Here is a 14,423-nt window from a genome sequence, read left to right on the forward strand (position 1 = left end):
GACCGATGAACGGCGTCGGGACGGCCCGGGGATACCGGGTCGGCCGGACGGAAACGGTCGCGGGCGGGACCGGCCGGCGAGGTGGGCCGGATGCCCGGTCCTGCTGAGCGTGCATCGGGCGAGACCGGGCGGGCCCCCGACGAAACCGGTCCCGCGGTCGCTGCCGCGCCCCGCACGCCGGGCGGCATGGACCGGGCTCCCGGCAGTTCCGGCGGGTTGCCGGAGAGCGGGACGCCCCCGGCCGCCCCCGGCGCCTGCCCGGGGAACGTCTGCCCGGACGGAGCCGGATCGATCTGACGACGTCCGCCGCCCGTTTCGGGGCCGACGACGGCCCGTCCACCCTGCTGAGGCCCGTTGCGGCGCGCGCCGGGCGGCATCTGACCGGGCACGCCGGTTCCCGGAGCAACCTGACCGGGCGGCATCGCACCCGGCGGAATCGGGCCGGGTCCAGCGCCCGGAGGCACCTGACGCTGCGCGGCACGAGACGAGATCTGCCCGGGAACCGTTCCCGGCGGGGTCTGAACCGGCCGAGCCTCCGGCGGCATCTGACGCGATGCGGCAGCCGGCGACACCTGTCCCGGAACCGTGGCCCGCGGCATCTGCCCCGGGGCACCACCCGGGGGAATCTGCCCCGTTCCAGGACCCTGGGGCATCTGACCCGGGGCCCCACCTCGCGGCATCTGCCCGGGAGGACCACCCGAAGGGACCTGGCCCGAAGCAGGGCCTTGAGGCATCTGACCCGGCACACCGCCCCGCGGCATCTGCCCAGGAACACCAGCCGGGGGAACCTGGCCCGGAACGCCGCCGGGCGGCATCCGCCCGGGACCACCGGGCCCCGGCGGGGTCTGGCCGTGCGGAACCGCGCCTGTGGGCCCCCGGCCCGGGGGCATCGTGCCGCCCGCGACCGGGCCTACCGCATTCTGACCGGGCGGCACCGCACCGGCACGCTGACCGCCGGGAACGACACCAGGCGGCACCTGACCGGGCCGCATCCCGCCGGGCGGCGCCTGTCCGGCCGGCGCCACGCCACCACGCGGACCCGGCGGCATCTGACCAGGCGCGCTCGCACCGCCGCCCGGACCGCCGGGCATCCGACCGGGCGGGACCGACCCCGACGGCATCTGCCCGGGCGGAACCGCACCGGCACGCTGACCGGCGGAAGACTGAGCAGGGGCGCCGGCACGCTGACCCGGAGGCACCTGACCGGGAGGACCGACGGCCCCCCGGGTGGCCGGTGCGCCCTGACCGGGGCCGGCCGGCATCGCCGGGGGAACCTGTCCGGGACCGCCCGGGCCGACCGGCCCGGAACGCTGCCCCGCGGGACCGGCCGCCCCGGGAACCGGACGCTGCCCATCCCGGCCCGGCGGCACCGGTCCGGACGGCGCTGCCGCCGGAGGGATCTGGCCAGGGGCGGCGCCCCGCGGAACCGGACCGGACCGGGACGCCGGTCCCGGTCCGCCGTTCGGCCGGCCACCGGTGGGGTCGCCGTCACCGCGGCCGGGTGCTGCGGCGAAGTCGTCCTGGCCGCCGGGAAAGGCGAAGTCCTCGTCGGGAACGTCGTCCGGTCCGGGCGCGGCCCGGCCGGACTTGCTGCTGCGGGCCTCGCCGGGAAGGGCGCCGGGGCCGATCGCGCCACGGTCGTGTTTCGCCGTACGCAGATCGTCGAGCCAGCCGGTCTCCTCCTGCGGCACCTCCACGGGAGCAACCGGCTGCTCGGCGCGGCCCCCGCGCCCGAAGCGCCGGCGGTTCTTACCGCCCTGCCCTTCGCGCGGACCGGCGTCGTCGTCGGGCCGATCGGAACCCCGCCCTGTCACCGCTGTTCCTCTCCGGCGCTGTCGCCGCTCTCGTCATCACCCTCGGCACCGGCCGCATCCGGGCTCCGCCCGGCCGTCCCTGCCTCGTGCCGCACGGCGCGCGGTTCCGGAGACCGCTCCGCCGCGCCACCGCCGGCCGATTCCGACCCGGCACCGGCAGCGCTCTCCGCACGACCGGAACCTTCAACACTTTCCGCCACGTCTTCGTGACGTGCTGCAACCGATTGCCCGGCCGCCGGTTTCGAGTCCGCCGACGACTGTGACTCATCCGCGGCCCGAGCACCACCCGCCGCGCGGTCCGGCACCCCCGCCGAAGCGGTGACTCCCCTGCTCACCGGGCCCGAATTGAATTCCCCACTATCCGCCGCGGAAGGCTCGCCCGGCGCCCCGGATCCGTTCGAGGAGGAGGCGCTGCCGGCCCGGTCCACGGCGTCCACAGCGCCGCCTCCGGCCGTACCGGATCCGCTCGGAGAATCGCCGCCGACCGCACCCGGAAGGCCCACCGCGCCCCCAGCCGCACCGGCTCCACCCGCGGAAGCACCGCCGGCAGCCACCCCGGGGGCGGCCGAGGAGGAAGAGGTGGCCGACGAAGGGCGGGACGAGGGGCCGGAACCCCGCACGATCCGCCGCAACCGCGGCACCCGCTCCGCCACCGCCCGCTCCGCACCGTGATCGGTCGGCCGGTAGTAGTCGGTGCCGACGAGATCGTCCGGAACGTACTGCTGGCGCACCACACCCCGCGGATCGTCGTGGGGGTAGCGATATCCCCGCCCGTGACCGAGCCCTTTCGACCCCGGATAGTGCGCGTCCCGCAGGTGGGGCGGCACCGCGCCACCGCGACCGGCCCGCACGTCGGCCATCGCCTCGGCGAGGGCCGTGGTGACGCTGTTGGACTTGGGGGCGGTGGCCAGGTGCACGACGGCCTGGGCGAGGTTGAGACCGGCTTCGGGCAGGCCCACGTTCTGCACGGCCTGGGCGGCGGCGCTCGCCACCAGCAGTGCTTGCGGGTCGGCCATGCCGACGTCCTCGCTCGCGAAGATCACGATGCGCCGGGCGATGAACCGCGGGTCCTCGCCGGCGACGAGCATCCGGGCCAGGTAGTGCAGGGCCGCGTCGGGATCGCTGCCGCGCATGCTCTTGATGAACGCGCTGATCACGTCGTAGTGGGCGTCGCCGTCCCGGTCGTAGCGGACAGCGGCGACGTCGACCGCCTTCTCGGCGGTGGCGAGGTCGATCTCGGGCGCGTTCTGGGCGAGCGCGGAGCCGGCCGCGGCCTCGAGGGCGGTGAGGGCCTTACGGACGTCGCCGGACGCCAGCCGTACCAGATGGTCCTCGGCGTCGGGGGAAAGCGTGACCGCGCCGCCCAGCCCGCGCTCGTCGGTGACGGCGCGCCGGATGAGCCGGCGGACCTGGTCCTCGCCGAGGGATTGGAGGGTGAGCAGCACGCAGCGGGAGAGCAGGGGCGAGATGACCGAGAAGTACGGGTTCTCCGTGGTGGCCGCGAGCAAGGTCACGGTCCGGTCCTCGACGGCGGCGAGCAGCGAGTCCTGCTGGGTCTTGCTGAAGCGGTGCACCTCGTCGATGAACAGGACGGTGGGCGGGCCCCCGTAACGCCGCTCGCGCCGCGCGGTGTCGATCACGGCGCGGACGTCCTTGACGCCGGCGGTGAGTGCGGACATGGCGACGAACTTGCGATCGGTGGCGTTGGCGACCAGGTGCGCGATGGTGGTCTTGCCGGTGCCGGGCGGGCCCCAGAGGATCACCGACATCGGGCTGGAACCGGTGACGAGCTGGCGCAGCGGGGCGCCGGGGGCGAGCAGATGCTCCTGCCCGATCAGCTCGTCCAGCGAGGCGGGCCGCATCCGAACCGGCAGCGGGGCGTCGTCGGCGGGCCGGCCGAATCCGGCGGCCCGCGCGTCCGGCGCGGCGGGAGACGCGTCCGGCGGCGCGAGGGAGAAGAGCCCTTCCGTATCCATCACGACCGACAGTACCGGCCTGTCGAGCATGATCCGAAACGCCACCTGTCACCCTGTGGAAAGCTCCCGAGCAGCCACTACGGCCTCACGCAGCGTGTCCGAAACGACCTCCGGCCCGACCCGGGGCGGGGTCGGGCCGGAGAGGCCGGAGGCTGGCGGCCGGCGGCCGCTCGGGTCAGCCGCGGCCGGGACGGCGGCCGTAGAAGCGGCGGCCGGAGGAGCCGGTGCCCGCCCCGGCGCGCGGGCCGCTGCCGACACCGGCCAGGTACAGGGCCAGGAGCAGCAGGCCGATCGTCGTCAGGGTCGGGACGTTGAACAGCACGGGGGCGCCGAAGTTGGTGTTGAGCAGGTCGATGAGAAGCGAGATGCCGAAGATCACGGCAGCGGCGATGGCGAGCATCAATTCCTCCGGGGGGTATCTGAGAGCCTGTGAACTCGCTGATACCCGAATGCCCGTCGTTCTGAAACGCCGAAGGCCGGTTTCCGGGAGCGTTCGGCGGAAACCGGCCTTCGCGGCGGGCCGACGTCAGTTCGAGTGCTGCACCGGGGCGGCCTGGCCGTCAGTGCCGGGCGTGCCGGCGGTGGCCTTCGGCTTGGCGTCGATACCGGCCTCGAGCCGCTGCTGTGCGGTGATCGGGGTCGGCGCGGTGGTCAGCGGGTCGAAACCGCCGCGGGTCTTCGGGAACGCGATGACCTCACGGATCGACTCGTTGCCGCTGAGCAGCATGCAGGTGCGGTCCCAGCCGAGCGCGATGCCGGCGTGCGGCGGCGGGCCGTACTTGAACGCCTCGAGCAGGAAGCCGAACTTGTCCTCGGCCTCCTCCGTGGAGATGCCGAGCAGGTCGAAGACCCGGCTCTGCACGTCGCCGCGGTGGATACGGACGGAGCCGCCGCCGATCTCGTTGCCGTTGACGACGATGTCGTACGCGTACGCGAGGGCCTGGTCGGGCGCCTCCTCGAAGCGGCTCTCCCACTCCTCGTTCGGCGACGTGAACGGGTGGTGCACCGCGTGCCAGCCACCGTCTTCGGTCTTCTCGAACATCGGGGCGTCGACGACCCAGCAGAACGCCCAGGCCGACTCGTCGATCAGCTTGGCCCGCTTGGCGATCTCGATCCGGGCCGCGCCGAGCAGCTCCTGCGCCTCGCGGCGCTCGGTGGCGGCGGCGAAGAAGACCGCGTCGCCGGGCTTGGCGCCGACCTGGTCGGCCAGGCCGGACAGGTGCTCCGGCGACAGGTTCTTCGCGACCGGGCCCTTGGGCTCGCCGGTCTCCGCGTCGAGGACCACGTAGGCGAGACCGCGGGCGCCCCGGGCCTTGGCCCAGTCCTGCCAGCCGTCGAGCTCCTTGCGGGTCTGCGAGGCGCCGCCCGGCATGACGACCGCGCCGACGTAGCCTCCGGCGTCGATCGCGCCGGCGAACACCCGGAACGCGGTGCCGCGGAGGTACTCGGTCAGCTCGACCAGCTCGACGCCGTACCGCAGGTCGGGCTTGTCGGAGCCGTAGCGGTTCATCGCGTCGGTCCAGGTGATCCGCGGGATCGGCAGCTGCACCTGGTAGTCGGCGAGCTCGCTCCACAGCTTCGCGACGATCTCCTCGCCGAGCGCGATGACGTCGTCCTGGGTGACGAACGACATCTCGATGTCGAGCTGGGTGAACTCCGGCTGGCGGTCGGCGCGGAAGTCCTCGTCGCGGTAGCAGCGGGCGATCTGGTAGTACCGCTCCATGCCGGCGACCATCAGCAGCTGCTTGAACAGCTGCGGGGACTGGGGCAGCGCGTACCAGGTGCCGGGCTGGAGGCGGACCGGGACCAGGAAGTCGCGGGCGCCCTCCGGCGTCGAGCGCGTCAGCGTCGGCGTCTCGATCTCGTTGAAGTCGTGGGCGTGCAGGATCTCGCGGGCGATCTGGTTGGCGCGGCTGCGCAAGCGCAGCGCCTTCGCCGGGCCGGAGCGGCGCAGGTCCAGGTAGCGGTACTTGAGCCGGAGGTCGTCGGAGGCGGTGATCGTGTCGTCGACCGGCAGCGGCAGCGGGGCCGCCTCGGACAGCACGGTCAGCTCGCTGGCGACCACCTCGATCGCGCCGGTGGCCAGCTCCGGGTTCTCGTTGCCGGCCGGGCGGGCGCTGACCTCGCCGACGACCTTCACGCAGAACTCGTTGCGCAGCGCGTGCGCGTCCTCCTCGCGGAACACGACCTGCACCACGCCGGAGGCGTCACGGAGGTCGACGAAGATGACACCGCCGTGGTCGCGCCGGCGCGCGACCCACCCGGCGAGCGTCACCGTCGTGCCGGCGTCGCTCGCGCGCAGAGTGCCGGCGTCATGGGTACGGATCACGGAAACGTCTCCTAACAGGGTTCGCGGGGCGCACCCGACATTCTGTCAGGAGCGCCGCGCGCCCAAGTCACCGCTCTCTACTTCTCCCTACCGCAGCACCCGCCATGAGGTCGCGCGCAGGCCCGCGGCGCCGGAGCCGCCGACGTCGACGATCTCCACGAGCACCAGTTCGGCCGGCTCGGCGGCGGTGAGCACGCAGAGCGCGGTGCCCTTCGTGACCTCCACCTCGAGTCCACGCCCGAGCGGGCTGGTGCGGATGGCCCGTTCGCACGCTTGCGCGTCGCTGTCGGCGCCGGCCTGGCGGCTGCCGCCGGCGGCTCCGGCGCCCAGGCTCCATCGGGGCGGCATGCTGCCGCAACGGCTCTCGTAACGGAGGTCCGCGACGTTCTCGGCGGCGTCGGCCCGGGGTTCGTCCAGATCCAGGTGTACGACCGCGGCACAGGCCGGATCGAGCCGCAGTGACTCCTTGGCATAGGAGACCGGATAGGTGACCGGTTCGAGTGGCCGGGCCCGTTCCGGCGCCGGGGCCGGGACCGAGGGGGCCGGGGCGACCGCCCTGACCGTCTGGAACGTACGCCAGGAGAACAGCCCGGCCGCCGCGGCGGTGAGCAGCGCGAGAACACTGATCAGCACCGCCGCCGTCACCCCGGCCCGGCGCGGCGGGGCGGCGCCGTCCGGTTCGCGGTCGTCCTCCGCGGGTGGCCCGGCGACCGGCGCGCCGGCCGGCAGGAGCGCGCCGAGCGGTTCGGTCGGGCCCTCCTGCCGGGTCAGGACCGGCGGAGCACCCGAACCCTGCCGGGGCGGGCCCGGCGGAGCACCGGGACGGCGCTGGGGCAGGGGCGAGGCGGCGCCGGGGGCACCAGGGAAAACCGACATGACGGACTCCAGGGGCGCAGCGGATGAGGCGCTCAATCAACGTAGACAGGATTGATCCAGCAGGCCATCCCCCGCCCGGGGCACCCGGCTCAGCGGAACTCCGCGACCACCTCGATCGTGCCGACGATGTGGTCGTTGAACTCCTCGAGCTCCTCGGCCGGGACCCACAGTTCCAGGATGGAGTCGCCTCCGGCCTGCCGTACCGGGTACCGCTCGGCGAACGCGGCGTCGACCTCGAACCGCGTCACGTATCCCATGCCGGACGCCGGGACGTTCCAGTCCCGGGCGATCATGGTCGCGTACTCCTCGTTGAGGACCGGGTAGAAGATCGGCTGGTCCGGCAGCCGTGGCGGCCACCGCCGCCAGCCGCTCTCCTCGACCAGGGCGAGCTCCTTCGGCCCGGTCGGCCGCCACAACGTCATCGTCTTCACGGCCGGCAGTCTGGCAGGAGGCAGTCGATCACCACATCCGCTTTCCGGCGCCACCGCGGGTCTGCGAGGCTTCCGTGGTGAGCACAGCGGAAGGGGAGCCGAGCCGGCCACCGGCTCCGACCACCTGGACGACGCGGTGTAGACCGTGCCGGCCCTGGCCCTGACCGACGTGGGCCGGGAGCGGGAGGCGGTCTCCGTCGCGGTCGGCGCGCCGGCCCGCCACCTGCCGCAGTACCGGCGGTCGATGGCGGAGTACGCCCGGCTGCTGGTCGAGCCGCCTCAGAAGTAGGTGTGCAGCACGTCCACGACGTGCCGGTCCTCGTCGACCACCGGGATGTCCCGCCATTTGTCGAAGGCGGTGCAGGGGTGCGAGATGCCGAACCGGATCAGATCCCCCGGCCCCAGATCGGCGCCGTCGACGGCCAGGTACGTGTGGTGATCGTTCAGTCTGGTCACCGACAGCCCGGTGGCCGCCTCGACCGTCCCGTCCCCGCGGCGGATCTCCATCGGCACCGGCAGCCCTTCGTCGAACGGCGCGTCCCGCTTGCCCATCCCGGCGAGCGCGAGCCCGGGCTCCGGCGTGGACAGCACCTGGGCCCAGATCTCCAGCGCCGCCGCGAGCGGCCCCTCCCCCGGCACCCGCAGGAACGGGGTCTTCTCCCGGTAGAACCCGTCGTCGTGGGTGACCGAGGCGCCGCTGCGCAGGATCAGCCGTGCCGGGCTGGTCAGGCCGGCGAACCGCTCGGCGACCCGGTCGAACCACGCGCTGCCGCCGGCCGACACGATCGGCGCCGGTGGCAGGAGCCCGGCATCGGCCAGCCGGGTCACTCCGGCGACCAGTTCGTCCAGGAAGGCGTCCACGTCCTGCTGGTCGTGGAGCTGGCCCTCGTACCCGGTGACCCCGGCCAGTTCGAGGCCGGGCGCCGCGGCGACGGCCCGCGCCACCGTCTCCAGCTGGTCCAGGCCCCGCACCCCGGTACGCCCACCCGCGTGCCCCAGCTCGACCAGGATCCGCAGCGGCCCGCCGGTCGCCGCCGCCGCCCGCACTCCGGCGACCGAGTCGGCCTGGAAGTAGACCTCCCAGCCGGCGGCGCTCTCGTCCGCCAGCCAGCGCAGCGCGGCCGGGTCGAGGATCTCGTTGGCGATCAGCACCCGTTCGATGCCGAGCCGCCGCATCACCAGCGCCTGGTTGGGCGTGGCCACGGTCATGCCCCACGCCCCGGCCCGCATCTGCGCGTCGAGCAGCGCCGGCGCCATCGTGGTCTTGGCGTGCGGCGCGAAGTCGAAGCCGTGCCGCCGGGAGTACGCGGCCATGGTGGCGATGTTCGCCTCCACCGCGGCCTGCCGCACGGTCAGCAGCGGCCAGGTGAACCCGCCGCCGAAGATGCTCGGGCGCTCGGCGGCGATCTCGGCCACGCTCCGCGAACCGGAGGGCTGCCAGAATCCCTTGCTACGCCAGTCGATGGTCACACCGGCACCTCTCTTCTCAGGCGGATTCTCTATAACGGACGTCATGCTGCCGGACACCTTCACGCGGACCGTCGAGAACTGCTGGGGTGACGACGGCCGCCGCTGGCTCGCCCGGTTGCCGCTGGTCACCGCGGAGGTGATGCGCGACTGGGAGCTGGAGCCGGCCGGGTCCCTGCCGCTGAGCATGAACTGGGTGGGCCGGGTGCGCCGGGCGGACGGCACGACGGCGGTGCTCAAGCTCGGCGTTCCGGAGGCCGGCCATCTGGCGGACGAGGCGACCGCGCTGGAGTGCTTCGCCGGGCACGGGGCGATCAGGGTGCTGGCCCGCGACGACGCCCGCGGCGCGCTGCTGCTGGAGGAGGCCCGGCCGGGCGAGCAGCTGCGCGGCCTCGTGCCGCACCGGGATGCCGACGCGACCGCCGCCCTGATCGCCGTGGTGCGCCGGCTGCACCGGCCGGCGCCCGCCGGGGTGGCGCTGCCCGAGCTGTCCGGCCGGATCCGCTCGTTCCGTGACCATCTGGTGCGCTTCCCGGGCGACGACCCGATCCCCCGCCACCTGGTGCAACGGGCCGCCGGCCTGTTCGAGGAGCTGTGCGCGACGGCGACCGGGCGGGTGGTGCTGCACGGCGACCTGCACCACGACAACGTGCTGTCCGCGGAGCGGGAGCCGTGGCTGGCGATCGACCCGCACGGGGTGATCGGCGATCCGGGGTACGAGATCGGCGCGCTGCTCTACAACCCGGACCCGGAGGGCACCGACGACACCGTCCTCGCTTTCGCGGCGGCCCGGATCGAGCAGCTCGCCGACGGGCTCGGCATGCCGTACGAGCGGGTGCTGGCGTGGGGTTTCGTGCAGGCGGTGCTGTCCGAGGTGTGGACGTTCGAGGGCGACGGCGCGGTCACCGGCCGCCCGTTGCGTCTGGCCCTGCGGCTGGAGCCGCTGCTGCCCGGTTAGCGTCACCGCAGGTCCGCGGTCATCTCGCGGAGTTCGGCGAGACGATCGTCGAGGGTACGGGGATGGCCCGGCGCGTCCGGCCGGGCGTCCCACGGCCGCGGCCCGGACAGCGGCCGGTAGTTGACGCCGAGCGCGTCCAGGCGTGCCAGATGGTCCGACAGCCGGGCGGAGAAGTCGGCGAAGTCACGCTCGGCCGGTCCCCACATCACCTCGGCGAACGCGCACAGCCGGGGGAACGCCATGTATTCGACCCGCCGCAGCGACTCCATGTGCTCGGTCCAGATGTTCGCCTGCGCGCCGAGGACGAGCGGGTCGGCGGGCGGCTCGTAGTCGTGGACGTCCCGGAGGGTGAGCAGGGTGCCGACCGGCGTCGGCTCGTCCGGGTGGTCGGACTGCCGGTAGTCGAGGTAGAGCCGCACGTCGGGGCACGCGACGACCTGATGGCCGACCCGGGCGGCGATCAGCGCCGGTTCGGTGCCGCGCCAGGCGGCGATCACCGCGCCGGGCGGGGCGCCACCGGCCAGGATCTCGTCCCAGCCGTAGACCCGGCGGCCCCGGGTCGCCAGGTGCGCGGCCATCTCGGCGGTGAACGCGGCCTGCAGCTCCCGGCCGCCGGGCCATTCCACGGTGGGGCACTCGTCACCGCCGATGCCGATCAGCTCGGAGCCGAAGACGTCGCAGACGTGGTCGAGGACCTGCCGGCAGAAGTCCAGGGTGGCGGGTGTCAGGTTGAGCACGTGCTCGGAGATGCCCCAGCCGGTCCGCACCGGACCGGCGAATCCGTTGCCGAGTTCCGGGTACGCCGCGATCGCCGCCTGCATGTGCCCGGGCATGTCCACCTCGGGCACCACCGTGATGTGCCGGTCGGCCGCGTAGGAGACGATGCGGCGCAGGTCGGCGGTGGTGTAGAAGCCGCCGTGCGGGCGGCCGTCGTACCGGCCGTGGATCCGGGAGCCGAGCATGCTCTCGGCACGCCAGGAGCCCACCTCGGTCAGGCGCGGCCACCCCGGCACCTCGATGCGCCAGCCCTGGTCGTCGGTCAGGTGCAGGTGCAGCACGTTCAGCTTGTGGAAGGCGAGCAGGTCGACGAAGCGCAGCACGTCGTGCACCGGCATGAAGTGGCGGGCCACGTCGAGCAGCACGCCCCGCCAGCCGAACCGGGGCGCGTCCTCGATCCGCACCCGCTCGACCTCGCCCTCGACGGCGTCCACCGGCAGCAGGCGGCGCAGGGTCTGCCTGCCGTAGAAGAGCCCGGCCTCGGAACCGCCGGCCAGCTCCACCCGGTCGGACGTGCAGTCCAGGACGTAGCCCTCCCGGGGCAGGGACGGATCGATCCGGGCGTGCTCGTCGCCGGGCCGGACCGGCACGGTGCCGTGCTCCGCGCGTACCACCGCAAGGGGTTTGGGGATCAATCCTTCACCGCCCCGCCGAGGCCGGCCACCAGGCGCCGGCGCACCACCAGGAAGAAGATCAGCACCGGTACGGTCATCAGCGTCGACGCCGCCATGATCGCACCCCAGTCGTTCTCGTCGGGTTTGAAGAAGACCAGCAGCGCCATCGGCAGGGTCTGGAGGTCGGCTTCGCTGATGATGAAGGTACGCGCGAACAGGAAGTCGTTCCACGCGTGGATGAAGGAGAACACGCTGGTGGCGGCAAGTCCCGGGGCGACCAGCGGCAGCAGGATCCGCCACAGCACGGTGAACCGGCCCGCCCCGTCCAGCTGGGCCGCCTCGTCGAGCTCGTCGGGGATCGCCTGCACGAAGCCGCGCAGCATCCAGATCGCGAACGGCAGGGTGAACGCGGTGTGCACCAGCACCAGCGACCCGAGGGTGTTCAGGCCGATCCCGGGCACCACCGTGCCGACGTCGCGGACCAGGAAGAACAGCGGGATGGTGAGCGCCTCGATCGGCACCATCTGGGCGATCAGGAAGGTGACCAGGATGGTGGTGCGGAACCGGAACCTGAACCGGGTCAGCGCGACCGCGGCCAGGAACGCGATCAGCCCGCTGATCAGCACCACGGCCAGCGCGACCAGGACGCTGTTGAGCAGGTAACGGCCGAAGTCGTTGACGGCCAGGACCCGGCGGAAGGCGTCCAGCGACGGCGCGAGCGTCCACGGCTTCTGGTCCAGGGACTGGATCTCCCCGGCCGGTTTCACCGCGGCCAGGACCATCCAGTAGATCGGGAAGACGGTGATCAGGGCGATCACCACGGCTGCCGCGTCGAGCAGCCGGCGGCCGGCTCTCACAGTTGTTCCCCCGATCGGCGCAGGGCCCTGAGGTAGACGAGCGTGACGGCCAGCAGGATCAGCATCATGACCACGCCGATCGCGGCGCCGCGGCCGTACTCGCTGGAGGCGAAGGCCTGCTGGTAGGCGTACACGTTGAGGGTGAGGTTCTGACCGGCCAGGCCACCGCCGTGGGTCATCACGTAGATCTGGGTGAACACCTTGAAGTCCCAGATGATCGACTGGATGACCACGATCGCCAGGACCGGCCGCAGCATCGGCACCATGATCCGCCAGAAGGTGCGCCAGGCGCCCGACCCGTCCAGGGCGGCGGCCTCCAGCACCGACTTCGGGATCGCCTCGATGCCGGCGTACAGGGTGACCATCACGAACGGGAAGGACGCCCACACCACCACCGCGCCGACCAGGCCGAACGCGGTGTACCTGTCGTACATCCAGTTGAAGCCCTCGATGCCGAACAGCTGGTTGACGAAACCGAGGTCGGTGTCGAACAGGAACATCCAGGTGGTCGAGCCGGACACGGCCGGCACCGCCCAGGCGGCCAGCGCGGCCAGCGACAGCAGCAGCCGCGGGATCCGGCTCACCCTGGTCAGCAGCACCGCGAGCCCGGCGCCGACGGCCAGGGTGGCGAGCACGCAGGCGGCGGCGAACAGCACCGTCGCGCCCAGCACCGACCAGAACCGGTCGTCGCCGAACAGCCGGGTGTAGTTCTCCGCGCCGACGAACCGGGTCGGCCGGCCGCCGCTGACCTGTGCCTGGGTGAAGTCCAGCACGGAGAGCAGGCCGAGCTGGTACATCGGGTAGAGGAAGAGACCGCCGAGCACCACCGCGGCCGGCAGGAGCAGCCACAGCGGTGCCCGGGTGCGTACTCGGCTCACTTCTTGAGGGCCTCGTCGATCAGCTTGGCGGCCTCGGTGGTGGCCTCGTCGACGGTCGCCTTGCCGGTCGCCACCTTCTGGATCATCGTGGGCAGCACCGCCGAGGCGTCGATCTTGCCCCAGCCCGGGTCCAGCGGGACGAACCTCGTACCGGCGTCGATGGTGTCGATGAACGGCTTGACGAAGGCGTCCTTGGCGGCGACCTCGGCGCTGGCGGACTTCAGGGTCGGCAGGTTGCCCATCGCGTCGTACATCTTCGTCTGGTACTTCTTGCCGGCCAGCAGCGTCAGGAAGTCGGCGGCCAGGGCCGGGCGCTGGGCGTTCTTCATGATGCCGAGGTTGTTGCCGCCCGCGAACGCCGGCGCGACCGAGCCCGCGGTGAGACCGGGCAGCGGCACGACCGCGTACTCACCCTTCGCGGCGCCCGCGTCGACGGCCGCCCGGTTGAAGTTGCCGAGGATGCCCATCGCCGCCTTGCCGCTGGCGAACAGCTCGACGGTCTTGCCGCCGGTCAGGTCGGCGCAGTTCTGCGGCGGGCAGTTGTCCGCGGCGATCAGGCCGGTGTACGCGGTCAGCCCGGCCCGCGACTGCGCCGAGTCGATCGAGGTGATGTCGCCGCCGTTGGCCCAGACGAACGGCAGCGCCCCGAAGGTGTACTTGCCGCCGACCGCGACCCCGAACATCTCCGGCTTGCGCGCCCGGACCGTCTTCGCCGTGGTGGCCAGCTCGGCGAGGGTGGCCGGCGGCTTCAGGCCGAGCTCGGTGAACACGTCGGTGCGGTAGTAGAGCGCCCGGACGCCGAGGTACCAGGGCACGCCGAGCAGGGTGCCCTGGTAGGTGGCACTGGCCTTGGCGTCGGCGGCCAGGTCGGCGCCCTCGGACCAGCCGGAGACGACCGGGCCGACGTCGGCGAGACCGCCGGCGACCGCGTACTCGGGCAGGTCGGTGTTGCCGTACTCGACGACGTCCGGCGCGCTGGCCGGGTCGTTGAAGGCGCCCTTGAACCGCTCGCTGCGGGTGTCCACCGGGATGTACTGCACCTCGACCGAGGTCTCCGGGTGGGCCGCGGTGAACTCGGTGATCGCCTCCTTGACCACGGCCTCCTTCGGCGCCCGGTTGGGCTCGTCGAAGAGCCAGACCTTGAGGGCGCCGGTCGTCGGGCCGCCGCCGGAGGCGGTGGTGGCCGGGGCCGACGTGGAAGGGGCGCAGGCGGTCATCGTCACAGCGAGGGCGGCGGCTGCCGCGAGTCGCAGTCTCATGTGCACACTCCATACGAACTAGGTTCGTTAATAGTTCGTTTCAGTGCGCCCTAGCGTGCGGCCCTCACCAGGCCGTCGTCAACCCTCGAATCTCCGTTTTAACGCCGGAAACAGGAACGTGACTTGACCGGGCGGCCACGGGTCGGACACGCTACGACGGCGAATAACGAACCACTTGAGAACGGGG

Annotated in this window: 11 protein-coding genes and 1 pseudogene; 2 read left to right on the forward strand and 10 right to left on the reverse strand. The window is 72.9% G+C overall.

The genetic code is table 11. The features are described 5' to 3' along the window. Positions 1–2,415: 2,415 nt before the first annotated feature. The 5 genes and pseudogenes from Aut01nite_RS07635 to Aut01nite_RS07655 form a co-directional block, all read right to left on the reverse strand. Positions 2,416–3,790, reverse strand: a pseudogene (locus tag Aut01nite_RS07635) (replication-associated recombination protein A); the annotation flags it as partial. 175 nt (positions 3,791–3,965) lie between these two features. Next, positions 3,966–4,190 carry a hypothetical protein gene (locus tag Aut01nite_RS07640; protein ID WP_043528524.1) on the reverse strand — a complete coding sequence of 75 codons (225 nt, stop codon included), beginning with the start codon at positions 4,188–4,190 and terminating at the stop codon, positions 3,966–3,968. Positions 4,191–4,316: 126 nt separating this feature from the next. Further along, positions 4,317–6,119 (reverse strand): aspartate--tRNA ligase, encoded by a 1,803-nt coding sequence (gene aspS, locus Aut01nite_RS07645; RefSeq protein ID WP_043528525.1) that lies wholly within the window; start codon positions 6,117–6,119, stop codon positions 4,317–4,319. An 87-nt stretch (positions 6,120–6,206) separates the two neighbouring features. After that, positions 6,207–6,995: a hypothetical protein gene (locus Aut01nite_RS07650; protein ID WP_052164138.1), complete on the reverse strand. Its 789-nt coding sequence runs from the start codon at positions 6,993–6,995 to the stop codon at positions 6,207–6,209. Between the two features lie 89 nt (positions 6,996–7,084). Further along, positions 7,085–7,417 (reverse strand): hypothetical protein, encoded by a 333-nt coding sequence (locus Aut01nite_RS07655; protein WP_043528604.1) that lies wholly within the window; start codon positions 7,415–7,417, stop codon positions 7,085–7,087. A 154-nt stretch (positions 7,418–7,571) separates the two neighbouring features. On the opposite strand from Aut01nite_RS07655, the gene Aut01nite_RS43295 reads away from it, so the two are divergent. After that, entirely contained in the window at positions 7,572–7,715 is a 144-nt protein-coding gene (locus Aut01nite_RS43295; protein WP_236642905.1) for a tetratricopeptide repeat protein, read from the forward strand. Here the strand turns inward: Aut01nite_RS43295 and Aut01nite_RS07665 are convergent. Then, positions 7,706–8,896: an alanine racemase gene (locus Aut01nite_RS07665; protein WP_043528527.1), complete on the reverse strand. Its 1,191-nt coding sequence runs from the start codon at positions 8,894–8,896 to the stop codon at positions 7,706–7,708. The two genes, Aut01nite_RS43295 and Aut01nite_RS07665, sit on opposite strands and share 10 nt — an antisense overlap. A gap of 43 nt (positions 8,897–8,939) precedes the next feature. Between Aut01nite_RS07665 and Aut01nite_RS07670 the strand changes: the two genes are divergently transcribed. Then, the gene (locus Aut01nite_RS07670) at positions 8,940–9,851 is read left to right on the forward strand and encodes an aminoglycoside phosphotransferase family protein (RefSeq protein WP_052164140.1); all 912 of its coding nucleotides are present in this window, start codon (positions 8,940–8,942) and stop codon (positions 9,849–9,851) included. A 2-nt stretch (positions 9,852–9,853) separates the two neighbouring features. On the opposite strand, the gene Aut01nite_RS07675 is transcribed toward Aut01nite_RS07670, so the two are convergent. From Aut01nite_RS07675 to Aut01nite_RS07690, 4 genes are read right to left on the reverse strand one after another with little or no spacing between them, the layout of a single operon-like run. Then, a complete protein-coding gene (locus Aut01nite_RS07675; RefSeq protein ID WP_204037469.1) occupies positions 9,854–11,263 on the reverse strand; it encodes a beta-N-acetylhexosaminidase in 1,410 nt (469 codons plus the stop codon). Beyond that, entirely contained in the window at positions 11,260–12,099 is an 840-nt protein-coding gene (locus tag Aut01nite_RS07680) for a carbohydrate ABC transporter permease (protein WP_083999485.1), read from the reverse strand. Before Aut01nite_RS07680 ends, Aut01nite_RS07675 begins: the two co-directional genes overlap by 4 nt. Beyond that, positions 12,096–12,977 carry a carbohydrate ABC transporter permease gene (locus tag Aut01nite_RS07685; protein ID WP_043528530.1) on the reverse strand — a complete coding sequence of 294 codons (882 nt, stop codon included), beginning with the start codon at positions 12,975–12,977 and terminating at the stop codon, positions 12,096–12,098. The genes Aut01nite_RS07680 and Aut01nite_RS07685 overlap by 4 nt, the downstream gene beginning before the upstream one ends. Further along, the gene (locus tag Aut01nite_RS07690; RefSeq protein ID WP_043528531.1) at positions 12,974–14,236 is read right to left on the reverse strand and encodes an extracellular solute-binding protein; all 1,263 of its coding nucleotides are present in this window, start codon (positions 14,234–14,236) and stop codon (positions 12,974–12,976) included. Before Aut01nite_RS07690 ends, Aut01nite_RS07685 begins: the two co-directional genes overlap by 4 nt. Between the last annotated feature and the right edge of the window lie 187 nt (positions 14,237–14,423).

The sequence above is a fragment of the Actinoplanes utahensis genome, assembly GCF_016862455.1.
Lineage (GTDB): Bacteria > Actinomycetota > Actinomycetes > Mycobacteriales > Micromonosporaceae > Actinoplanes > Actinoplanes utahensis.